Below are 24,368 nucleotides of genomic sequence, written 5' to 3' on the forward strand. Positions count from 1 at the left end.
TACAGGTCTAGTTTAGAATAGCGGCTATAGCTTACCTAAAACAATGTGCATCCCAAGATGGCGGAGCAAATCTTATGAATACTCTAGTTGCAAATCCAACTACAAATCTATTACCTATCCCAGGCTCACCCGAAGAGTTAATAGAGTTTCAACGGCTACAAAAAAGAATGCCAATGCTTTTTGACAAAGTGGCAAATAATCGACTTTCTGAACATACTAGCGTAATTGTCCCTTCAATGACTTTACATAGAGAAGAATTACTGAAACTTAAAGGAGCTTCGTTTTATGAAGAACGCCTTTTATATTTATTAATGCTTCTTCGTAGACCTAGAACACGCTTAGTTTTTATCACCTCCCAACGTATTAACCCTTCAGTTATAGACTATTATTTACATCTATTAACAGGTGTTCCGGCGGCTCATGCTCGTCGTCGTCTAGTTTTAGTGGAAACTAGCGATACTTCAAACATTCCACTAACTCAAAAATTACTTAATCGACCAATCTTAATGGAACGTATAAGACGTGCTATTGGAGATAAGGACAACGCCCATCTAGTTTGCTTTAACACTACGCCACTTGAAAGAACCTTAGCTGTACAACTAGGGATTCCTCTTTATGGTTTAGACCCTGGTTTATTGCACCTAGGTACTAAAAGCGGTTGTCGTGAAATTTTTCGTGAAGCAGATATTCCAATGCCAGCAGGTAGGGAAAATTTGCACACACCAGACGACATTACCGAAGCCATAATAGATTTATGGGAAGAACGTCCAGAAATGCGACGAGTAGTAGTAAAACTTAATGATGGTTTTTCAGGTGAAGGAAATGCTATTTTACGCCTTAACCCTATTTTGGATGTTCAAAATGCTTCCCGCACTACACGTAGAGCAGCCATTTCTGCTCATTTAGAAACTTCTTTACAATATGTCGCTCCAATAGAAAATTGGGAATCTTTCTCTGATAAATTTAATTTTATGGGAGGAATTGTAGAAGAATTTATTGAAGGCGAAGAAAAACGCTCTCCTAGCGTCCAATGTCGAGTAAATGCTATTGGTGAACCTCAAGTAATATCTACACATGATCAATTATTAGGTGGTCTTTCTGGTCAAGTTTATTTAGGTTGTACTTTTCCAGCAGATGATGAGTATCGCAAAATGATTCAAGTTTATGGGGAAAAAATTGCTCATGTGCTATCAACAAAAGGAGTTATAGGACGTTTTGCTATAGATTTTGTTGTAGTTAAAAATGGTAATACTTGGGATTGTCATGCAATTGAAATCAATTTGCGTAAAGGTGGCACAACTCACCCATTCTTAATGATGAAGTTTTTAACCGATGGAGGTTATGACCCATCTACAGGATTGTTTATTACTTCTAGTGGACGGCCTAAGTATTATTTAGCATCTGACAATTTAAGTTCACCTCATTACAAAGGAATTACACCTGATGAGCTTATAGATATTGCCGTTTATCATGATTTACATTTTCATGCTGCTACTGAACGTGGAGTAGTATTTCATTTAATTGGTGCAATGAGTCAATTTGGAAAAATAGGTGTAACTTGTATTGGTAATTCTCCAGAAGAAGCACAAGAGCTTTATCAAAGTACATTAAGAGTTTTAGATCAGGAATTAAAAGATAGCAAATGGCGAGATAGACTAGATTATTTATCTATTTGATAATTGATAGTTTGTTAAAAATACCCTCCAAAATATTCTTAAGCCTTGTAAGGGCTTTTGGCAATAGCCCAGTCGTTTACGGCTGGGCTAAGTTTTTTGGATAATTTTTGTATAGTCCCAATTTATTGAAGCTTAGTAGTTAAGCATGTTAAAGTTACACACATTTTAAAAATTATCGAAAACCCAACTAAAAATTATGAGAAAGTACAATCACAAAGAAATAGAACCTAAATGGCAAGATAAATGGGAAGCAGATGAGCTTTACCGTCTTGACCTTAATTCAGATAAACCTAAGTGGTATTTTTTAACTATGTTTCCTTATCCTAGTGGCCGTTTACATATTGGTCACTGGTTTATGTATGCTCCACCTGATGCTAAGGCTCGTTATTTAAGAATGAAAGGGATGAACGTTTTTTTCCCAACAGGCTTTGACTCTTTTGGGCTACCAGCAGAAAACGCAGCTATAAAAAATAAAGTAGATCCGAAAAAATGGACTTATAACAATATGGACTATATGCGGAAAGAGTTCCGCACTATGGGAGCAAGCTATCATCGCTCACATCATGAAGTAGTCACTAGCGACCCTGATTATTACCGTTGGACTCAATGGTTATTCATCCAATTTTTAACAATGGTTTAGCTTATCGTAAAAAAAGCACCTGTTGATTGGTGTCCAACCTGTAACACTTCGCTTGCTCGTGAGCAAGTAAAGGGAGATGAGCGACAATGTGACCGTTGCCAAACTCAAGTAACTAAAAAAGATTTAGACCAATGGCTATTTCGTATCACCAAATATGCTGAAGAATTACTGGATTTCTCCCAAATTCAATGGCCTGAGCGAGTTCAAACACTCCAAACTGAATGGATAGGACGTAGCGAAGGTGCAGAAATTAAGTTTCAAATAGAAAATTCAGACGAGTTTATTACTGTCTTTACAACTCGCCCTGATACGGTTTTTGGTGCAACTACATTAGTTTTAGCACCTGAACATGCTTTAGTTGCTAAACTTACAACTTCAGAGCAAAAAGCAGCCGTTGAAGAATATATTTTTCAAACCAAACGAGCATCAGACATTGAACGCCTTGCAACTACAAGGGAAAAAACAGGTCTTTGGACAGGTGCTTATGCTGTACATCCTTTTACTAAAGAACGTGTTCCTATTTGGATTGCAGATTATGTTTTAATGACTTATGGAACTGGGGCAATAATGTCTGTTCCTGCACATGATGAGCGAGATTTTATTTTTGCTAAAAAATATAATTTACCAATTCCAGTTGTAATTAAGCCTGCTAATTGGGATGGTCAAGCGTTGGCTAGTGCTTATTCTGAAGCAGGCGAAATGGTCAACTCTGGTCAATTTAATGGGATGTCCAATGAGGAAGGCAAAAAAGCTATCACAGATGCTTTAGTAGCGATGAATCAAGGCAAAGCAGCCATTAATTACCGAATACGTGACTGGCTAATTAGCCGTCAACGTTATTGGGGTGCGCCAATTCCAATTATTCATTGCCCAAGTTGTGGAATGCAGCCTGTTCCAGATGAACAATTGCCAGTTATTCTTCCTGATGGTGTAGAGTTTTTGCCTACAGGAGAATCCCCGTTAAAACTAAATGCTGAGTTTAAGAATACAACCTGTCCAAAATGCCAAGGTGCGGCAGAGCGCGACACTGACACAATGGACACATTTGTTGATTCTAGCTGGTATTGGTTTAGATATTTAAACCCAAATATAGCTGATAAATTTATGGATGAGTCTGTAAAACATTGGCTACCAGTAGATGAATATGCTGGAGGAATTGAACATGCAACAATGCACTTGATGTATGCTCGATTTTTTACTAAAGCATTAAATGATATGGGTTTAGTAGACCATAGAGAACCCTTTAAGCGGCTCTTTAACCAAGGTTTAATCCTAGGTGAAGATAACTCAAAAATGAGTAAATCACGTGGTAATGTTATTGACCCTGATGAGCTTGTAAAAGAATATGGAGCCGACACCATACGCACTTACTTAATGTTTATTGGCCCTTGGGAGGCAGGCGGCCCTTGGTCAAGCAAAGGTATTGAAGGCATTGTTCGTTTTTATCGTAAGGTCTGGAACTTAGTCTTAGAACCAGCCCCAACAGCAACAGGCGATGCTTCTGTAACAGAAATAAAGGACTTACAGCGAATACTTCATAAAACTATCCGTAAAGTTGGAAATGACATAGAAAACTTCCAATTTAACACGGCTGTAGCAAGTATGATGGAACTACTTAACTATCTAGCTAAGGCTAAAGAAACAGCTATTAGCAATACTAGCCACTGGCAAGAAGCATTAAGGACATTTGTTTTGTTAATTGCTCCAATTGCTCCACACATTAGCGAAGAGCTTTGGTCAGAACTTGGTGAAGCTTATAGCATCCACAAACAAAGCTGGCCTAAATATGATGCAAGTCTAGCGGCTGATGAGGTTTTTACTTTAATAGTACAAATTAATGGAAAACTTAGAGAACGAATTGAAGGCGTTTCATTAACGGCTAGCGAACAAGAAGCTAAAGATTTAGCTCTATCTCATCCAAATATTGCCCCCAAATAGCTGGTAAAGAGCTAAAAACTATTATTTATGTTCCTAAACGACTTGTTAACATCGTTGTCAAATAATCTACACTTCCAAGGGTTAATTTTTAATTAGCCCTTGGTCATCTATAAATATATGAAAAAATTTATCTTAGCGTTGTCAATTATTATGTCATTATTTGTTATTTCTGCTGATTCTCAAGTCCCATTTAATAATATTAGATTTTCTACTGAAGCTAAATACTTATCAGATATTCCTAAACCAGAAGATGTTATTGGTCATAAAATCGGTGAGTATTTTACCCATTATAGCGAGTTAACCGCTTATTATCGGCGTTTGGCGGAAGTTTCACCAAAATTAAAATTAATTGAATATGGGCAAACAAACGAAAGGCGCAAGCTTCATTTACTTGTAATTAGTAGCCCTGAAAACTTAGCTAATTTAGACAAAATAAAAAAAGATACTGCTCGTTTAAGCGATCCTCGCTAATTATCCGAGTCAGACATGGACAAATTAACAGCAAGTCTTCCTGCAACAGCTTGGCTAAATTACAATGTGCATGGCGATGAATCTTGCTCGGCAGAAACAGCAATGGAAGTTGTTTATCATTTGCTAGCCGACCAAAGCGAAGAAACCGCTAAATTATTAAAAGATTTAATTATTGTTATTGACCCGCTAGTTAACCCTGATGGACGAGAGCGTTATGTAACATTTTATGAGCAGGCTCAAGGAAAACATCCAAAGCTTGATAAAAATTCTTTTGAGCATAACCAACCTTGGCCCGGTGGAAGATTTAATCATTATTTATTTGACTTAAACCGAGATTGGGCTTGGCAAACTCAAATAGAATCAAAATCGCGTGTAAAATTTTATCAAGAATTTTTGCCACAAGTTTTTGTAGATTTTCATGAAATGGGTGTTGATGCTACTTACTTCTTCCCTCCTTCGGCTAAACCGCAAAATGCTAATATTCCAGAGCTTACCAACAACTGGCTAAAGATCTATGGTCAGGGTAATGCTGCAATGTTTGATAAATATGGCTTAAGCTTTTACACTAGCGAAGATTTTGACCTCCATTATCCTAGCTATGGAGATTCTTGGCCTTCGCTAAATGGTGCAATAGGAATGACTTATGAGCAAGCTGGCAGCGGTCGTGCTGGTCTTAGCATAAGGTTAGATAATAGAGAAAAAGTTTTAACCCTACGTGAAAGAGCTTGGCATCATTTTCTTAGCTCAATAGCTACTCTTAAAACTACTTCAGATAACCGCCAAGCAAAATTACGTGATTATTATAAATTCCGCCTTCAGGCAATTGAGGCAGGAAAAAAAGAGTCGATGAAATCCTTTGTTTTGTTGCCTGGCAATGACCCTAGCCGAACAGCTAAACTTGTTAATTTGCTGCTAGCTCAAGGAATTGAAGTAGCTAAAGCTAAATCTAGTTTTAAGATAAAAAAAGCACATGGCTATTTTGGTGAAATTATTGAGGAAAAAGATTTTCCCACAGGTGCTTATATTATTAATCTAAACCAACCAACAGGCTTTTTAGCTCGTGCATTACTTGAACCTGAAGCAGCATTAAAAGACCTTTATTTTTATGATATTACAGGCTGGTCACTTCCATTAGCTTACAATATTGAAACCTATTGGTTAGAAGACTTAATTACTAACAACTTAGAGAGTTTATCTAGCCAAGTTAATTTAAGTGGTCAAGTTATAGGTGGAAAAGCTGGTTATGGTTATGTTTTTAGTTATCAGACTAATGCGGCTGCAAAAACTTTAGCTGAGTTATTAAAAGAAAATTATGAAGCATTTTTAGTATTAAAGCCTGTAACAATTAATGGTCAGGATTTCCCTGTTGGAGCAGTTGTAGTTCCTGTTGAAACAAATAAAGCAACGTTGCATGAAAAAATTGCAGAGTTAGCAAAAATTAACGGTCATGACGTGGTAGCTAGCAACAGCGCACGAACACAAAACGGGATTGATTTAGGTTCAAATCGTGTTCGTCATATTCGTAAGCCTAAAGTTGTAGTAGTAATGGGGCCGGGTGTAAGCGTGACTAATTATGGTTCACTTTGGTATTTGCTAGACGAAGTTTATTCAATTCCCTTTACTGCTGTTTCCACACAACAATTAGGAGGTTTGGACTTACGCGACTATAACACAATTATTTTTCCAGATGATGATTCTTCAGGTAAAAATTACTTAGGGTTAGTTGGAAAAGGGACTATTGAAAAACTTTCTCGTTGGGTACGTGATGGAGGCGTATTTATTGGGCTTAAAGGTGGTGCGGTATTTGCAACAGCTAAAATGTCGGCTATGACTTCTGTCACCTATAGATTATTAGACAAAGCCGAGGAAGAAGAACGAATTGAACGAGAAAAACAACAAGAAAAACAGGATAAAGATGCGGCTCAACAAACAGTTTCTACATTGCCAGCACTTACAGCTAAAACGCCTGAAGAAGAACTAGCAGAAAAGCTTATTCCCTACGAAGAAAAAGAGCGTAAACGGATGATGCAATCTATTCCTGGTACGCTTATGAAATTAAAACTAGATAAAACTCACCCATTAGGAATGGGCTATGAGAAAGATTTAGTAATATTAAATAATTCTAGTCCAACGCTAAGTTTAACAACTAAAGGGGATAATGTAGTTTTTTATCCAAAAGAGCAATTTAAGATTAGTGGTTTTTTAACCCCAGAAAATGAAAAGAAGGTTGCTCTTTCCTCCTATTTACTAAGGGAAAAATCTGGCCGAGGAAGCTTTATTTTGTATGCTGATGACCCTAATTTCCGGTCATTTTGGGAAAGCACTACTAGACTGTTTTTAAATAGTATTTTCTTTGGAAATATTTCAGATCCAAATGTAGAGTAATCATTTATTTTGTTGCATTTAACTTGGCTCTATGAAACCAAGCTAAATGCAACAAATGATTAGCTAAACTATCTTAGACCTGTTGTAACGAGTAAAGTATTATCATTAGTAAAAATAACTTTAGGATAACGGTCTAAGTGTTCAGGATCCCCATACCAAATTTTACTAGTAATTACCTTTCCATTTCTTCCAGCAAAAAACTTAATTGCTCCATTAGGCAGCATTTTCATTGATATAGAGCGTTTTTCTTGTGGTGCTAGTCGATCATTTGGAGCAAAATTTTCCCCATCTATAAAAATGTGTACATTGTCTGTAGATTTATTTTCAACAATAGCAGTAACTTGCAAACCAGTTTTAATTGGTGGATCAGGTTTGTTTATAGGATCTGTTGGTTTGTTAGTTGGCTTATCAATTGGTTTATCTACAGGAATATTTGTTGAATTAAAAGCTCTTCCTATCAGAGCAATATCTTTAGCTCCAAACCAACCATTACCAGAAAGTTCCATACGAAAAGTTTTTGCAACAATAGGAGGTGTTAAAACTTTTCGGTAAGATGGAATAGAATTTCCAATTCCACCAAAAGAAAGTTCTCGCAAATTTATGTTAGTTTCTTTAAGTTCATCAACTACTACCCATTGACCATTAGCTAGTTGAAGTTTTATCACTATACGACTATTTTTTGTTGTGACATCTGTTCCAGCTTGACCTATACGAATTTCTCTAATTTCATAAAGCCCTGATAAATCTCGCTCTATCCAGTCAGATTGATTACGAGAATTACACCAACTACCACCAGTAAAGACATCTCCTTTGCAATTAGGAGCATAACTAGTGCCTGTGCTTGTGTAACCTGCTGTAATACGATCTCCAACTACAACAGGCTTATCTATTGGTTTGTCTGTTGGTTTAGAGGGGTCAGTTTTTCCAGTGCTAGTTACTTTTGTTAAAGAAAAGTCTGAAAAACTAGCTTGGAAAGTGCTGTTGCTATGTTGATGAATTAAAGTTAATCCAGCAGCAATATTAGCAGGAAAATTAGCTGTAATTGTTCCTACTTTTTGCCAATCTCGGCCATTAGCACTTGCCCAACCAGTGAAGTTGTTAGCTCTTCGTTCAAGTTTAAGGTAGAAATCATTAGCAGAAAACGCTATATGAGATCGTCCAACTTCACGACCTTCAGCAAAAGCAAAAATTACTATATGATGCCCACCAATCGCACCATCTAAACCACGTTCAAAACGAATAACAGAAGTTTTACCAACATTTACTGCCAAGCCTGCGCCGTTATAACCATCGCTGCGCCATTGTGAATTTACTCTTACTTGTAAGTTAAAATCACCTGTAACTTGTTTAGTTAAACGAGGAGCATCAAAGTTAAAAGCAGGCCATAAATCATTACCATTTGGAGCGCGAATTATTATTGTATTGCCAGACAAGTTATAACTAGCATCTGCTTTAGGATCAAACCAATCCCAACGTGTGCCAGAAAGGTCTATTGTCCCAGTTTCACCTTTTTTCCCTGTGTCACTGCCTTGATTATTTATTTTGTTTAGCTTGTCTTGTAAAACTTTAATGTGTGCCGCTAAATTAGCATCCGGCAAAATAGCAAGGCTTTGTTGGTATTTATCAATTGCTCCTTTTAAGTCACCAGCATTTTCTAGCTTTTGACCTTCAGCACGAAGTTTTTTAGCTTGGTCTAATTTAGAATTTTCTTTTGTTATCCTATTGAGCTTATTTAAGATGCTATCTCGATAACGTTTTGCATTAACATTATTAGGTTGTAGTTGTATTAGCTCATCAGCATCTCTTAAAGCTTGTTGCAAAACATTAACAGGCGTATCTAGGCTAGGATTTTCTGCTATTGGGCGAACTGTAGAAAGTAGCTCATTAACACGTCTATTTTTAATAAACGCTTCCTCTCGCAGCTTGATATATTTAGCTGTTTCTGGATCTCGATTATTCCAGTAATTATTAAAGTTAACAAAACCTTGGTCAAAATCTCTTAATGCTCCAGCATAATCATATTGTCTAAGCTTATTTTCTCCAGCTTGCAAAATACGGCGAATATTTTCTTTTTCAGCCAACATCTTACGCGACCAGTTTTCTTGATTAGTAAGCTGTTCTTGAGCATATCGATCTAGCTTCATAGTGCTACGGATTTGGTTAATCATATCTATGGCTTTTTGGAAATCTCTCTCTTCATTGGCTTTGCGTACTTCATTAAGTATTGTTTGAATTTTATTGTTGTACTCATTCCAACTTGTAGAAAGTTCTTGCGCCATATCTACAACAGGTTGATATTTAGGATGTAGGTTTTGAGCAATAACTAATGCTGCTTGTGCTTCTGCAAATCTAGCTTCATTAATTAACTGTTGAGTAATGTTAAGTTGTGACATTACTTTGTTTCGTTCTGTTTTTAGCTTTTGCTCATATTGAATAGCTTGAGAATTTTCTGGATCTTGTCTAACAGCTTGTTCCATAACTAGAATAGCTTCATCAAGTTTACCTAATTGAACTAAGTTTTCAGCTTCTTTTATTTTTGCTGATAGATCTATTCCAAGCACTTCAATATCAATAGTTTGTGAAGCAGTCTTACCGCGTAAGTCTGTAACTGTAACTGTAACGCTAAATTTACCTTTTTGACCTGCTCTGACTTTAACAACTTCTCGTCGGTCTTCAACTAGTGGCCCTCGCCAAACATAACTAAATGGAGCAACACCGTTTTTAATTTCTACCTTAATGTCAGTTACTTCATTAGTGTTAAGCTTAGTTTTAGTTGCTAAGAGTTTTACGGTCATAGGAGCAGCCTTTTCGCCAGATTCTAAAACTGTAAAACTAGTTTTTGCTGTCCCAAGAAAAACCCCATCATTATCTTTAGCAACTACAATTGCTTCTGCTGTGCCTGGTTCATGGCGTGAAATGGTTGGAGTTTGAGAAATGTTATTGCCAATTGTTGTGCCAGAATTAACTGCCCAATCCCAGCGCACGCCGTTTGGTTGAGGCTCGCCAATTACCTCAGCTTTTACTGTCACCATTTGATCAGTAATGTAAGTTCCTTTTGGAACAGGCACTAGAGTTTGTTTAACAGGATCCCAAACAGTAGGAGTTGGGCCAGAATAAGTTGCTCCAACTACTTCAGCCTTAACTTGATAAGCTGTTGCTGTGTAATTTGCTTTAATTTCTGCTAGTTCATCGCCTAAAGTAGGAATTTTAGCTATAGCAAGTAATTCAAAAGGCTTAGTCTCTCGTAACTTAAAGCCTATTTCGTTGCTATTATTGCTATATTCCATTCGGTTGCTAGATATTGGACTACTCCAAACATAATTGACTAAATTGCTATCAATTTCAGGAATGGTTGTAATAGTCACCTTGATTTCTTGTCCTACTTTTGCACCACTTGGAGGGTCAAAAACAACTTGAAATTTAGGTGGAACTACATTTATTACTTGTTGTTTAGCTTCGCCAATGGTGGCCCCATTTTTATCTAAAACTTGCGCCCAAATAGCTACTTCCCCAATTCGGTCCAAAAATTATGTCTGTACTACCATTAGCACTTTCTACAGGGCTAAAGTTAAGATTTTGTGAGGCTTGCCAGTAGACACGAAAACCTCCTGGCGTAATATTTAGCTTACGTTTTGTCCCGTAAACAATTTGTCCTTCTAAACCTGTGATTTTAACTTCTAATTTTTCAACTTTGATTTCAATAGAGGCTGAAGCCGTTTGTTTATCGCTACTTGTTACTGTAACAGTTAGTTTTTCTAGCCCAGGTTTAGAGCTAACAAAGTCTATTTTTCCGCCTTTACCGCCATGTTGACCTGTCCATTGATAATTGTAAGGAGGCTTTCCGCCTGTAACATTTGCTGTAATGGTTATAGGTTGTTGACCCGGACGATAAACTTTATTAGTTGCTGTAAGGTTAACAGCTAGTTTGGCTGCAAAATCAGAGCCATCAAGTTTTGGCCCGGTATAAGGAGTTTTAGCAAATTTTGGATCTGGGCCTATTCTAAGCCCTGTTACAATTGCTTTTGCCTCTGCTGAAACAGATTGTGTAAGAGGCTCTAACCAAGGACGATCTTCATTGTCATGTGAACCCCCACCAGAGCCAAAATAATGCACACCAATAATTACTTGTCCTTTAATTAAGTAACCAATACTAGAACCAGCATAAGTTGAACAACCTACGTAACCAGTCATCCAACCGCCATAACCAGCACTAAAAGAGAGTTTTTTCTCTAGTGCGTACCCCTTAAAATCAGCTATTGAAATTGGAACTAATTCTTGTTCCTTGCTAGCAGCTTCTTTTAAGTGTTTAGCTATATCTTCTGTATTTTTAAAGCTATAGCGGTCTGTCCAATAAGCTAAAGCTTCACCCCAAACAGATGCAGTGCTAACATAAGAAGGATCACCTTCAGCACTATATTGCAACCGAGGCCCATTTTTTATTGGCTTACGTTTTAAGCTTAAACTTAAGCCTGTGTTGCCTTCCCAAATTTCGCTCGCGCTACCTTGAAAATAAACAGGTTTAACAATTATTTCTGCAAAACCTTGGTCTAGCTCACGACGATTTTCATCATAAAGTACTATTCCTATTTTCTTTTTACTTACTATAGGTTGATTAGTTTTTTGATCTTTATCCAAATAACCATTGGAATATTGCATTTTAATTTCACTACCTTCTTGACCAGAAGGTTTATCTGAAAGCAATATTCCTCCATACCAATAAACACTTTTTACTTTTCCAGCTAATTCTTTAGGTATTTCTGCTTTAACATCAAAAATATCTGTTGCATTAACTTCTTTTGGAGCAGTAACTAACAAGCGAGTAGGAATTGTGATGTTATGAATTGCCTCGCCTATTTTTTGTTCTTTTTTGTTAATTGTTGCAAATACTTCACACTTAAGAGCAGTTAAACCAGGTTCTTTAGCTTCAAATGAAATGCTAGAACTAGTGCCTTCTCCATGACTCCAAGCATAACGCAAGGAATAATTATAAACAGGCTTTTGATTAATTGTTCCATCAACCGAAGCGGAATAATATTCTGTTTGACCTAGTTTTAAGAGTGCAGCACCATTAATTTTTACTTTTACGCTAGATTGTAGAGCTTTTTCTTTTCCAACCGTTACAGTATGAATAGGAGAGTCTAGCAATTTTTGGCTTCCAGTGCTGCTACTATAAAATTCAACTCTAATTTTATGACTACCTTCTTTTTCTAGTGGTAGAGCAAAGGAAAAACCTTCTCCTAACTTGGTTGTGTCGTTATACCAAACTAACTTAATATTTTTAAGCTGTTTTAATGGAGCATTTAGCTCGGTAGTTAAATTTACTGTAGTGTTTAACTCGCCCTTGCTATCACCAACAATTTTTAACTCAGCGTGTTGTAAACATTTATTGTCCGTAAGTTTTGCCCGTAAAATGGTGATTTCATAAGCAGTTCGGTTTTCCATAAAAGCAATAAACAAGTTATGTTTTTGCTTATCGTTTTCTACCAATACACAACCAGCAAGCTTTTCTTGAAAAGCTATATCATCAGTAAAACTAACCCAACTACTTAAAAGCTTTTCTAAATTGCTTTTAGTTAACTGTTCACCCACAGCAGCTTTAATGTGAATTAGTGCGTCAGCAATATCAATTAATTTATCATTTACACGTCGTGTTATTGCTGTGCCATCTAGCTCATAAGTTGAGTCTGAAAACCAACCATCATTTATTTGAAACTTATTAGTTTTATTTTTTAATGAGCTAATTATACCAGCTAAGTCCTCATTGGTAAGTAAATAGAGGGTTTCCCCTGTGCTAGTAGCTAAAATGGTTTGTAGAGCCGTAAAATTAGAACAAACCGTAGCTAATTGCTTATAAAGTGAATCATCTAGCTTAATAGGAATTTGGTTTGTATCTGGAACAAAGTAGTAAATATTTGTATTTTCTATATGGAAAACACGTAAGCCAGACTTTTCAAATTCTTTAGCAATTTCTACTAACCCAGTATGATTTTCTGCAAAATAACGACCTGCTGTAGAATGTTGTAGTCCACCAATTAAATCTATTCCAATACCGTCGCCACGCGCCTTTAACATAGCACGCATTTTTGTGTCAATTCCTTCGCCAGCTTTAAGAGCGTCTGCATAAAACTTAAAAAATTGACCAACAGTTTCCGCCATAATTGGAGGAAAATATCCAACTACTCTGTCTATAGCATCTCCAACAGCAGACATTCCAGCAATTAAATTTGCAGTTGTAGTTGTGCGAGTTGAATCAGAATTAAGTAAGTTTTGGTAGTTGCTTAAATGTCCATGAAAAACTTTAATTACCCTCCAAGCCGTTTGAATACGCTTTAAGACTTTTTCTGATTGTTCAAAAGTCTTTTTAACTCTATCTATTTTTTGTAAAGAGTTATTTTTCTCAGCTAGGTTTTTTACTAAATTATCTTGGACTTTTTTAAGTTGTGGGGTATGAAAATCTGTTGCTAAAAATAGTCCAAGTGTGTTTTTAGTGTCCTTAATTTCTTTAGATTGATAGTCTTTGATAAAACCATTGATGGCTTTAACTGCATCTAACGCACCATCAAGATAAGCACCTTCAGAAATGCTTTTAATCGCGCTAAGTGTTCCTTGCCCTAGCTCTAAGCGTTTGCTAACTTCTTTAAGCTGTTTTTCATCATAAACAATTTCTGCCAGCTTTGAACCTATATCAACAGCATTTCCAGCACCATCTAAAAACTCTCCTTTTTGGATATTGTAATAAATATCATAAGCCTTAAACGCGCTAGATAAGCCATTTTGAGCTATTTGCATTTTTTGTTGTAAGTCTTTTACTGTATCAAGTTGCTCAGTAATTTCTCTTTTACGCGCCGCGGCTTCTTTACGTAGATTTTCTATTATTTTTTCTTGTTGTGGGTTAAAAGGCAGATTAGCCTTGTCTAGCGTTAAGATAACGCCTTGAGCGTCTTTAGTTTGTTCTAACCAATCAGTATAAAAAGCTTCCTCTTGTTTTAGATTATCAGTTATTGCAGTTAAATAAGTTTCGGAAGCACCATTAACTACAGTAGATTCACGTAAATAGCTAACTATTTCTCGTAAACCTTCTTTTTCTTTTTCTTCCTTAGCAACCTGTTCTGCTACTTCTGCACGTTCCATAGCAAGTTTAGCTGCTAGGTGATTTCGCCTTTCCAAATCTTCAAAAAAATTTAATGGCAAAATTGCTCTTGGGTTGTCCTCCATTATTTTTAGCCATTGAGATGTTTTTGTGTTTAGAGCATAAAATTCCTTTTCTAAACTTCCAATGTCTTGTTGAGTAGTTGGTAAAAATATAGTTTCTAAGTTATTAATTGCTGCTTGTTCTACTACTAATGGAAGAAAAGAGGCAAATACCAACAAAATAATAATTAGGAAAATAAAACAGCGTTTAATTATTTCTGAAAATTTGTTTTTTTTTGCTGCTTCTTTAGAGCTATTTGCAGTGTAAGTTTGCTGATTACGTATTTTGCTAGCTTCAGCCAATTGTTGTTCAGATTTTGCAGTGAGTTGAAGGAAATTAGCTGAAGACTGTTTGGTCTGATTACGAAAACGGGGCTTAGTCCAAAATGATTTTATTGACATTTTAGTCCACCTCCTTTCAAAAAGATGAACCCCTCTACTAACCCACGCAAAATTTATTCCTAGCCAATAAAGTATAATTTAATTCCTCTAATTAATTATTAAATATAGTGCTTACTAAATTATTAAAAATAAAATTTGAGCAATTTTCCTCATTAAAATTATTAAAAATACTCAAAAATTAAATATTGCTAAATTATTGGAAAAATTGAAAAATTTTCTTTTTCTCTTAGCAACAATCTGTTACTAAAAGCCGATATTCTGAGTGAATCATCATTCAGTCATTAAAAATCCAAACAAAGTTTCTGGGGGAAGCAACTGTGAAAGTAAATAACAATACTGGTGTCAATGAAATAGCTAGAGTTAATGAATCAAATAACACTAATCAAACACAAGCAACACAAGCAACACAAACAGATTTAACCCACCAAGCAACAAATAGCACAGATTCACAGCACCTTAACCGTTTATCAGGGCAATTTGTTCAAGCTCGTACAACAATGGAAACACAACGAGTTTCTGATCAAATAAATAGCTCTATTAATCGTATGACTGGAGGTTGGCGCAGCGTTGGAACATTAGGAAGCCGTGCAGAAAATAGACAAACACAAAGTAATTTAGTTGCTCGTCCTGGTAATAAACCTGAAGGTTTTGTTGACCGTCCTGGTCGTCGTCCTGGCACAAATACTTTTACCGCAGTAACACCTCAAGCAATAACAGATGCTATTGCTGCTCGTGCAAATGAGCCTGTTGTTATTACTGGAACCGCTAGCCCCAATTCAGCCGTCAAAGATTTAGCTACTACTACCTCAAAAATTAACATTGACCAAGATATTGATATTGAAAACTTAAACTTAAACCTAGATTTACAACACACTTACCGAGGTGATTTAGTTGTAAAATTAACTTCTCCATCAGGAAAAACTGTCACCATATCAGACCGTCAAGGTGGTTCAGCCGACAATATTAAAGGTAATTTTGACCTTTCACAATTTGCTGGTGAAAAAACTAAAGGTGAATGGACACTTACAATAGAAGATAAAGCTAGAGTTGATGAAGGAGTATTAAAAAACTGGAGTTTAGAAATTAAAGGTAAAGCTCCAAGTGGCCCAGTTGACACTACAAAACCTCCAACCAAACCAACTGGCGATCCTATAGTTGTAGTGCTTGATGGTGGTGTAGATTATCGTCACTCTGATTTAGATGGTTCAATGTGGGTTAACCAACGTGAAATAGCTGGCGATGGAATTGACAATGACAATAACGGTGTAGTTGATGATGTTCATGGCTTTAGCGTAGGCTTTAATAGTGGTGATCCACTTAAAGGAGATGGTGCCGACCATGGAACACATGTAGCGGGTATTATTGCGGCTGAAAACAACGGCGTTGGTAATACAGGTCTTGCAGCAGGTAAAGCAAAAATTATGTCCATTGGTGGACTTTATGATGGTAATGACTTATTAGTTAACTTTGAACGTAGTGTTGATTATATGGTTAATATGAAAAACCGAGGTGAAAATGTTCGTGTAGTCAATGCTAGTTTTGGTGATGAATATCGCAACCCTGCTGATCAAGCTCGCTGGCTAGCTGCTGTTAAAAAATTAGCTGATGCAGATATTTTATTAGTTGCTGCAACTGCAAATGGTAATGGTTCAAATATGAATAATGTTGCAGACTTCCCAGCTAACGTTGATCTACCTAATGTTATTACAGTAGCTTCAATGGATCGTAACAATAACAGATTAGCAAGTTTTTCATCTTTTGGTGACAAAGTTGTAGAGCTAGCCGCAGTAGGTGACAACGTTCTTAGCACCGTTCCAGGTGGTAGACATGAAAGAATGAGTGGTACATCAATGGCTACTCCAATGGTTGCAGCAACAGCAGCATTAATGATTGCTAAAAATCCAAATTTAACAGCACCTCAAATAAGAGAAATTATTTTAGCAACTGTTGATATTGACTCAGATTTAAGAGGCAAAGTTAGCACAGGCGGTAAGTTAAACACTGCTGCCGCAGTTGCTCAAGCATAAAGCTTAAAAGATTATTTGTTCCATGTTATAAAACTAATGCGGGTCTTTAAGTTAGAACTCAAAGACCCGCAATTTTCTTTTTAGACTTAAATTTTACAAATAGTCGATTAAAGAAAAAATTTATAGACGTTCAATTATCGTAGCAATACCTTGACCGCCACCAATACACATTATTATAAGCGCAGTTTGTTTATTGCTACGTTCAAGCTCATCAAGTGCAGTACCAAATAACATTGCTCCAGTTGCTCCTAATGGATGACCAAGTGCAATTGCCCCACCATTAACATTTACTCGCGCAGGATCAACATTTAAGGCTCTCATAGTTTGTAATGTAACAACTGCAAAAGCCTCGTTGATTTCCCATAAGTCTATGTCTGATGCTTTCATACCAGCCATGCGCAATGCTTTTTCGCTAGCTGGAGCAGGTGCAGTAAGCATTATTACAGGCTCGCTTCCTACAGTTGCCATTGCACGAATATAAGCCCTTGGTTTTATATTTTTTTCCTTGATATAACGCTCTGATGCAAGTACAACAGCCCCAGCACCATCAACTATACCACTTGAGTTTCCAGCAGTATGAAAATGTTGGATAGCTTTTACTTGTGGATATCTTTGGAGTGCCATTTGGTTTAGTGTTTCACCATTTGGGCCTACTGCTTTTTGACCAAATTCAATAAATGAAGCGGTTAAGCTAGCAAGTCCTTCGGCTGTAGTTTCTGGTCGGGGAAATTCATCTTGTGTAAGTGCAACTGCACCTGTAAAAGGATCTTTTACAGCAAATAAAGATTTAGCAAAGCGTTTTTCTTCAATGGCTTGTGCTGCATTCTTTTGAGATCTTAGAGCTATTTCATCAAGTTGTTCACGTGAAAACCCTTCAAGAGTAGCGATTAAATCAGCACTAATTCCTTGTGGTACTTGGAAAATACGATTGCGTAAGTGAAGATTGTTACCATCTGCCCCACCACCATCTGATCCCATAGGGACACGTGACATACTTTCTACACCACCAGCAACAACAAGATCCATTGCTCCAGAAGCAACACCCATTGCACCAAAATTAATTGATTGCAACCCAGAACCACAAAAACGATTAAGTATCACTGCTGATATTTTTTCAGGCCATCCGGCTGAAAGCACAGCGTTACGAGATAAATTAGCTCCCTGCTCTCCTGCTTGAGAAACACATCCAACAATTACATCATCAACATCCTCTACATCAAAACTAGCTCTATCACGAAGAGCATTTAACACTTGAGCAAAAAGTTCTTGAGGGTGAATAGCAGAAAGCGCACCTTTACCCGCTCTACCACGTCCTCTAGGTGTGCGTGCCGCGTCAATTACATATGCCTTATTCATAAAAAATATTCCCTTCTAATAATTCTTTCTATTTTATTTAGTTCTACTAGAATTTACCCGCCTACTACTTCAAAATCAACTTGAACATTACCACGAGTTGCGTGTGAATAAGGGCAAATTTTTTCATGTGCTTCTTTGACAAAAGCTTCCAAGTCGGTTTGAGAGAGCGACTTATCTTCAATTTGCATTTTTACAGCTAAACCAAATCCTCCTCCTTCACGTTCACCAATTGTTACATCAGCAGTGATTTTAGCTTTGCTAGCATTTTTTTTATGTTGTTTAGAAACATAATCTAAAGCTCCCCCAAAACAAGCTGAATACCCAGCAGCAAAAAGATGCTCTGGTGTAGTTGTTCCAGCTTTACCCAATCCGCCTAATTCTTTTGGGACTGACAAATCAGCTTTTACCGAACCATCACTAGCTTCTGTGTGTCCGTTGCGACCACCAACAGTAGTTGCTGTTGCTGTAAATAAAGGTTTAATTTTGTCCATAATTTTATTTTCCTTATTGAATACATTGATTAACTAAAAGCTATAAAGTTTTTAACTTTCTTTTTTGAGAAAGTCGAGTAATCTTAGAATGCTAGGGTCGTTTTATGAACAAAAATTACTAAAATTTTCAATTAATAATAAAATATAATTAAATGTTTAATATGTAGAATAATGTATAAGTAGGAGAAAAACATGGAAGAAATAAAATGTTCATTCTGCGGTAAAAGTAGTAGAGAAGTTATCAAAGTAATAGAAGCAAAACCTGCATATATATGTAATGAGTGTATAGATTTATGTAATGAGATACTAGAAAACAAAGTGATAAGTAAATGTAAATGTCCCCTGCTTGAGTATTTAGCTAAGGAACCTGATGCACCTGTTGAAATAAAGGAAAATACAGGGCAATATTACTTAGTCTGTCAGAATAACACAGTTTTTGTATTTAAGCATTGCCCAAATTGTGGTGGGACAGTGTGATTTAACAGCCACATAATTTGCAAACTATGTGACTGTTAAAAATTTAATCTACTAGCAAATGAAAAAGAATTAATCACTTTTCATTTTTTGGTTGCCACCGTAAAACAGGATTACGGGCTGCGGCAACTTCATCAAAACGCCCTACACGTGTAGAGTAAGGTGCGTGTTTTAGCAGTTCTGGATTTTCCTGTGCTTCTTCATTTATTGATTTCATTGCATCAATAAACAAATCTATTTCTTGACGGCCTTCGCTTTCTGTAGGTTCAACCATTAAAGCACCAGGCACAATTAGCGGAAAAGACATTGTAGGTGGATGAAAGCCATAATCTATAAGCCTTTTAGCTATATCACCATTAGTTACACCAAATTTCCTTTGGCGTTTATCTGAAAAAATTACTTCATGCATTAGCTTGCCAGGATAGGGAATCTCATAAGTATCCCGTAAGTGATGTGCTATGTAATTAGCATTTAAGACAGCGGTTTCTGTATTTTCCCGTAGTCCTTCAGACCCTAAAGCTAACATATAGCAAACTGCTCGAAGCACTACACCAAAATTTCCATGAAAAGCTCGAACACGACCTATAGAGCTTGGACGGTTAAAATCAAGTGCAAACCGATCATCAACTTTTATAACAGTAGGTGAAGGAAGATAAGGAGCTAATTCTTTAGTTACGGCTACAGGCCCGGCACCCGGGCCGCCTCCACCGTGTGGAGTAGACATAGTTTTATGTAAATTCATGTGCATTACATCTACGCCCATATCCCCAGGACGAGCAACAGCACAAAGCGCGTTCATATTTGCACCGTCCATATAGACTAGTCCGCCACGCTCATGCATTAATTTACAAATTTTCTCAATGTCTTCTTCAAATAGCCCAACTGTATTTGGATTAGTAAGCATCAGTGCTGCTACTGTGTCATCCATTCGTTTTTCTAGCTCGGCTAAATCCGTCAAACCTTGACTATTAGAACGAACACCTTCAACACTATAGCCACACATTGCCGCCGTTGCTGGATTAGTACCATGTGCTGAGTCTGGAATTAAAACTTTTTTCCGCGCATCGCCACGATCTTTTAGTAAGGCACGAATCATCATAATTCCAGTCATTTCACCATGTGCGCCTGCTGCTGGTTGCAAAGTAACAGCAGCCATTCCAGTAATTTCTGCTAAAAGTTGTTCTGCCAGATAAATAACTTCTAAACAACCTTGAACGGCTAATTCTGGCGCGAGTGGATGAGCAGCAGCAAAACTTTCTAGGCGTGCAACAAATTCATTTATTTTAGGGTTATATTTCATTGTGCAAGAACCTAGAGGAAACATTCCTGTATCCGTGCCATAGTTCCAAGTAGAAAGCCTTGTAAAATGCCGGACAATATCAGGTTCAGCAACTTCTGGCATATATGCTAAATTATCTGTACGTAAGAAATTTGGGTCTATCAATTCACTAATTTCTGTGTCAGGAACATCTATGTTTGGCAATTTATAAGCAACAGAACCCGGACGGGAACGCTCAAAAAGCAAAGGTTCATTTTGACTAACATGAGTACGAACTTTTTTAATACGATTTTTTATTGTAGACATTTTTCCCTTCTCCTATTTTACTTAAGTGCTGCCACTAGTTGATCAATATCTGCTTTGGTATTTTGCTCAGTAACGCAAACTAACAAAGCATGCGTCATATCAGGGTAATAATTAGATAGTGGTAGACCAGCAATTATGTTTTGAGATAGGAGTTTTCCATTATTTCTGTAGCTGGTTTTGGTGTTTTTACTACAAACTCATTAAAGCGTGGTGCTGAAAATAATAAAGAATAGCCATCCAACTCAGAAATAGCTTTAGCAGCATAAGCAGACTTTTGTAGATTTTGCTTTGCAACTTCTTGGAGTCCTTGTTTGCCCATTGTGGCAAGATAAACCGTTGCCATAAGCATAAAAAGACCTTGATTAGTACAAATATTAGAGCTAGCTTTTTCTCGGCGAATATGTTGTTCACGAGTAGCAAGAGTTATAACAAAACCTCGATTGCCATCTGCGTCAAAAGCTTCACCAATAAGGCGGCCTGGCATTTGGCGTTGGTATTGAGCGCGGCTAGCAAAAATACCTAAATATGGGCCTCCATAGCTAGGAGCAATTCCAAATGATTGACCTTCGGCTACAACAATATCTGCTCCACAATCGCCGGGGCTACGTAGTAATCCCCAAGAAATAGGCTCTGTTGTAACGCTAATAAAAAGTGCGCCTGCTTGGTGTGCTTTTTCTGCTACAGCCGCCATATCTTCTATACAGCCAAAAAAGTTTGGTGATTGAACAATTACTGCGGCAACTTCGCTATCAAGATTTATGCTATCTAGCGCAGTTTGTCCGCTAGCACTAAAAGCAACCGTTTCTGAAACTAAACCTGTGCTTTTTAGATAGGTATCTAGCACGGCTCTATATTCTGGATGAACAGCTTGAGAAACCAGGATTTTTTTGCGCCGTGTAATACGATTTGCCATCAATGCAGCCTCAGCCATTGCTGTAGAGCCATCATACATTGAGGCATTAGCTACTTCCATTCCAGTTAATAAGCAAATCATGCTTTGAAATTCAAAGATAGCTTGTAAAGTGCCTTGAGCAATTTCTGGCTGGTATGGAGTGTAAGTGGTATAAAACTCAGAACGAGAAATTAAAGTATCAATTACTATTGGTCGAAAGTGGTTATAAGCACCTGCTCCCAAAAAAGAAATAGTGTTATTTGGATCGGTATTGCGTGCAGCTAATTTCTTGAAGAATTTTATCAACTCAGATTCAGCGTATGCTGGAGGGAGATTAAGCGGTTTTTCTAACCGTAAATGTGCTGGAATACTGGTAAAAAAGTCTTCTATCGATTGCACGCCCATTTCCGCGAGCATTTTTGCTCGTTCCTCAGCGGAATTTGGGATGTAACGCATGGATAGTCCCTTTCTCTAAATTATAATGGCAGCCAATTTTGGAGGTAGTTGGCTGCCTAAGACATCAATGTTTGCTTTCATTAAGAAAATCTTCATATTCAGCAGCAGACATTAGAGCGTCAAGTTCAGAAGCTTTTTCTATTTTGACTACTAACATCCAACCTTCCCCATAAGGGTCATTATTAACTAACTCTGGGGAGTCAGCTAAATTTGAGTTAGTTTTTTCTATTGTGCCGGAAATAGGCATAAAGACTTCGCTAACAGCCTTAACAGATTCAACAGAGCCAAAAGGCTCGTGCTGATTTAACTGCTCACCTGCCTTTGGCAGTTCAACATAAACAATGTCACCTAGTTCTGCTTGAGCAAAATGAGTAATTCCAACAGTACCTTGATCACCTTCTACACGTACCCATTCATGATCTTTTGTATAAAGTAGATTATCTGGATAATTAGCCATCTTTTTTATCTCCGCTAGTAATAGTTATTTACTTCTTTTGTAAAATGGTGTTTCAACTACACGGGCAGCAATTTCACGCCCACGAACTTCTATAGCAAATTCAAACCCAAGATGCGCTTTATCTATAGGTAGATAAGCTAGGCCAATATTTTTCTTTAAGAAAGGTGCTGGGCTACCAGAAGTTACTTGACTAAATTGTTGACCATCAATAATAACTGGATAGCCATCCCGTACAGGGGCGCGATCTAGCACTTCAAAGCCAACTATTTTTCGGCTTAAACCTGTTTGTTTTTGGTTTACTAGTACATCTCGCCCTAAAAAATCACCTTTAGCTAGCTTTAGAATCCAACCTAAATCAGCTTCTAGTACACTAGTAGTATCATCTATGTCATGCCCATAAAGCATCATTTTAGCTTCTAAACGCAGGGTGTTACGAGCAGCTAAACCTGTTGGAAGTAGTCCTAAAGGTTTGCCGACCTCTATAAGTTTATTCCAAATATTTACAGCTTCATCTGGTATACCATAAATTTCAAAACCATCTTCACCAGTATATCCAGTTCTAGTAACTAAAACAGGTACACCATTTAGCTTGCCTTCCCTAAACCAATAATATTTAATGGTACTTAGATCAATATCTACAAGGGGTTGTAATATTTCCACGCTACGAGGGCCTTGTAAGGCAATTTGAAAGTATTTATCGCTAGTATTTTTAACTTCTACATCCATACCTTGGGCATGAGTGTTAATCCAGTCAAAATCCTTTTCTATGTTAGAAGCATTAACACAAAGGAAAAAATACTCTGAATGAAAACGATGTACTAGCAAATCATCTACAAAAGTACCTTGTGGAGTCATTAAACCTGAATAATGAATTTGACCGTCTGCAAGTTTACTAGCATCATTACAAGTTACTAATTGCACTAGTTTTAGAGCGTCAACACCGCGAACTTCTATTTCTCCCATATGGCTAACATCAAATAGCCCAGCCATATTTCTTACATTTAGATGCTCTGGTAATGTACCTGAATATTGAACAGGCATATCCCAACCGGCAAATTCTACCATTTTCGCGCCTAAAGCCCTGTGAGCTTCATTAAGGGGGGTACGCTTGATTTGTATCAAAGGGTATGTCTCCTAAAGGTATAGGATAAATTACAAGATCATAAAAGCTTAAAGAAAGCTCAAGCTAACATAATGGTTTTAGTTGCGTCAAGGCAGGAAAGAAGCCATAAAGTTAAATCCAAAAAGTAATTAAAATAGAGTGAATTAGCAGCAAGTTTTCCTTGATTAAAAAACTATTTAAAGTTATTTCCTAATAAACCGACAAGTTGCAACCTAAAAGAAAACTTATAGCATCCAAAAACCGATTTTTAACCCGCTATTTATTTAAAGTCAAAGAGAAATCATAAGAAAATTTTTTGGAGGAAAACATGATAGATCAATTTGTAAGGAAGATTGCAGGGATATTTTTAGTAGTAGCTATAATGATTAGCTCTATTACACTAGCTTTTGCACTAGATCCAAAAGGGCGGCCTAAAGGCATGGGGCCAACGGCTGCAAGTGGTTTTTATATTTGGCAAGATGACAAAGGATGGCATTTAAGAGCCGTTGCTGGTAGCCAAAAACATAAATTTGAAGGTGAAATTACTTGCGAAGGTGGTTCATTAAACGAAGTTAAACAATATCGTGATGAAGCAGTTAAATGGTTTACTGTAGAAGGAAATAAAGTAAAAATAGAATTAGATTCAGACAAAAACATTGATGGATTAGATTTTCAAGTAAGCGGTGGTAGTCTTACTTTTGATTTACGAGTAGATGATCGTGCTGAAGCTTCAGCCATCAAAGTGGGCGCAAACAGCGAAAATCCTTCTGGCATTCCTTTTACAATACAAGTTAAATAAATCTAGCAATACTGCTTAATTAAAAG

General features: G+C 37.0%; 13 protein-coding genes and 2 pseudogenes. 7 read left to right on the forward strand and 8 right to left on the reverse strand.

Translation table 11 applies throughout. The features are described 5' to 3' along the window. Nucleotides 1-74 precede the first annotated feature (74 nt). The 4 genes and pseudogenes from IPK14_09375 (at nt 75) to IPK14_09390 (ending at nt 7,110) form a co-directional block, all read left to right on the forward strand. Nucleotides 75-1,676, forward strand: coding sequence for an ATP-grasp domain-containing protein (locus tag IPK14_09375; GenBank protein ID MBK7993619.1), 1,602 nt, complete (start codon nt 75-77; stop codon nt 1,674-1,676). 193 nt (nt 1,677-1,869) lie between these two features. Further along, nucleotides 1,870-4,319 (forward strand): annotated as a pseudogene (locus IPK14_09380) (leucine--tRNA ligase). 52 nt (nt 4,320-4,371) lie between these two features. Then, complete coding sequence (locus IPK14_09385) at nt 4,372-4,725, forward strand: hypothetical protein (protein MBK7993620.1); 354 nt, start codon at nt 4,372-4,374, stop codon at nt 4,723-4,725. A 15-nt stretch (nt 4,726-4,740) separates the two neighbouring features. After that, nucleotides 4,741-7,110 (forward strand): hypothetical protein, encoded by a 2,370-nt coding sequence (locus IPK14_09390; GenBank protein MBK7993621.1) that lies wholly within the window; start codon nt 4,741-4,743, stop codon nt 7,108-7,110. 68 nt (nt 7,111-7,178) lie between these two features. On the opposite strand, the gene IPK14_09395 is transcribed toward IPK14_09390, so the two are convergent. Together IPK14_09395 and IPK14_09400 are read right to left on the reverse strand one after the other, a co-directional pair. Further along, on the reverse strand, nt 7,179-10,634 hold the full coding sequence (locus IPK14_09395; GenBank protein ID MBK7993622.1) for a DUF1349 domain-containing protein: 3,456 nt from the start codon (nt 10,632-10,634) through the stop codon (nt 7,179-7,181). Further along, the gene (locus IPK14_09400) at nt 10,588-14,703 is read right to left on the reverse strand and encodes a PKD domain-containing protein (GenBank protein ID MBK7993623.1); all 4,116 of its coding nucleotides are present in this window, start codon (nt 14,701-14,703) and stop codon (nt 10,588-10,590) included. The genes IPK14_09395 and IPK14_09400 overlap by 47 nt, the downstream gene beginning before the upstream one ends. Before the next feature lie 545 nt (nt 14,704-15,248). Here IPK14_09400 and IPK14_09405 point away from each other — a divergent pair. Next, nucleotides 15,249-16,730, forward strand: a complete 1,482-nt coding sequence (locus IPK14_09405) for a S8 family serine peptidase (protein MBK7993624.1) — start codon at nt 15,249-15,251, stop codon at nt 16,728-16,730. 120 nt (nt 16,731-16,850) lie between these two features. Here IPK14_09405 and IPK14_09410 read toward each other — a convergent pair whose 3' ends face one another. After that, a complete protein-coding gene (locus IPK14_09410; protein MBK7993625.1) occupies nt 16,851-18,086 on the reverse strand; it encodes an acetyl-CoA C-acetyltransferase in 1,236 nt (411 codons plus the stop codon). Nucleotides 18,087-18,139: 53 nt separating this feature from the next. Continuing rightward, nucleotides 18,140-18,577, reverse strand: coding sequence for an Ohr family peroxiredoxin (locus IPK14_09415; GenBank protein ID MBK7993626.1), 438 nt, complete (start codon nt 18,575-18,577; stop codon nt 18,140-18,142). A 192-nt stretch (nt 18,578-18,769) separates the two neighbouring features. Between IPK14_09415 and IPK14_09420 the strand changes: the two genes are divergently transcribed. Continuing rightward, nucleotides 18,770-19,054 carry a hypothetical protein gene (locus IPK14_09420; protein ID MBK7993627.1) on the forward strand — a complete coding sequence of 95 codons (285 nt, stop codon included), beginning with the start codon at nt 18,770-18,772 and terminating at the stop codon, nt 19,052-19,054. Between the two features lie 73 nt (nt 19,055-19,127). Here the strand turns inward: IPK14_09420 and gcvPB are convergent, their stop codons facing one another. The 4 genes and pseudogenes from gcvPB to gcvT form a co-directional block, all read right to left on the reverse strand. Further along, nucleotides 19,128-20,636: an aminomethyl-transferring glycine dehydrogenase subunit GcvPB gene (gcvPB, locus tag IPK14_09425; protein MBK7993628.1), complete on the reverse strand. Its 1,509-nt coding sequence runs from the start codon at nt 20,634-20,636 to the stop codon at nt 19,128-19,130. A gap of 17 nt (nt 20,637-20,653) precedes the next feature. Beyond that, nucleotides 20,654-21,984 (reverse strand): annotated as a pseudogene (gene gcvPA / locus IPK14_09430) (aminomethyl-transferring glycine dehydrogenase subunit GcvPA). 64 nt (nt 21,985-22,048) lie between these two features. Beyond that, a complete protein-coding gene (gene gcvH / locus IPK14_09435) occupies nt 22,049-22,441 on the reverse strand; it encodes a glycine cleavage system protein GcvH (protein ID MBK7993629.1) in 393 nt (130 codons plus the stop codon). 24 nt (nt 22,442-22,465) lie between these two features. After that, complete coding sequence (gene gcvT, locus IPK14_09440) at nt 22,466-23,554, reverse strand: glycine cleavage system aminomethyltransferase GcvT (protein MBK7993630.1); 1,089 nt, start codon at nt 23,552-23,554, stop codon at nt 22,466-22,468. A gap of 317 nt (nt 23,555-23,871) precedes the next feature. On the opposite strand from gcvT, the gene IPK14_09445 reads away from it, so the two are divergent. Next, complete coding sequence (locus tag IPK14_09445; GenBank protein MBK7993631.1) at nt 23,872-24,342, forward strand: hypothetical protein; 471 nt, start codon at nt 23,872-23,874, stop codon at nt 24,340-24,342. The last annotated feature ends 26 nt before the right edge of the window (nt 24,343-24,368 follow it).

It is taken from the genome of Blastocatellia bacterium, from assembly GCA_016713405.1.
Lineage (GTDB): Bacteria > Acidobacteriota > Blastocatellia > Chloracidobacteriales > JADJPF01 > JADJPF01.

Bases quoted from the DNA above. Each gene is read 5' to 3' on its own strand.
- IPK14_09375 (MBK7993619.1), top strand. From the start codon at position 75: ATGAATACTCTAGTTGCAAATCCAACTACAAATCTATTACCTATCCCA.
- IPK14_09385 (MBK7993620.1), top strand. From the start codon at position 4,372: ATGAAAAAATTTATCTTAGCGTTGTCAATTATTATGTCATTATTTGTT.
- IPK14_09390 (MBK7993621.1), top strand. From the start codon at position 4,741: ATGGACAAATTAACAGCAAGTCTTCCTGCAACAGCTTGGCTAAATTAC.
- IPK14_09400 (MBK7993623.1), bottom strand. From the start codon at position 14,703: ATGTCAATAAAATCATTTTGGACTAAGCCCCGTTTTCGTAATCAGACC.
- IPK14_09405 (MBK7993624.1), top strand. From the start codon at position 15,249: ATGACTGGAGGTTGGCGCAGCGTTGGAACATTAGGAAGCCGTGCAGAA.
- IPK14_09410 (MBK7993625.1), bottom strand. From the start codon at position 18,086: ATGAATAAGGCATATGTAATTGACGCGGCACGCACACCTAGAGGACGT.
- IPK14_09415 (MBK7993626.1), bottom strand. From the start codon at position 18,577: ATGGACAAAATTAAACCTTTATTTACAGCAACAGCAACTACTGTTGGT.
- IPK14_09420 (MBK7993627.1), top strand. From the start codon at position 18,770: ATGGAAGAAATAAAATGTTCATTCTGCGGTAAAAGTAGTAGAGAAGTT.
- gcvPB (MBK7993628.1), bottom strand. From the start codon at position 20,636: ATGTCTACAATAAAAAATCGTATTAAAAAAGTTCGTACTCATGTTAGT.
- gcvH (MBK7993629.1), bottom strand. From the start codon at position 22,441: ATGGCTAATTATCCAGATAATCTACTTTATACAAAAGATCATGAATGG.
- IPK14_09445 (MBK7993631.1), top strand. From the start codon at position 23,872: ATGATAGATCAATTTGTAAGGAAGATTGCAGGGATATTTTTAGTAGTA.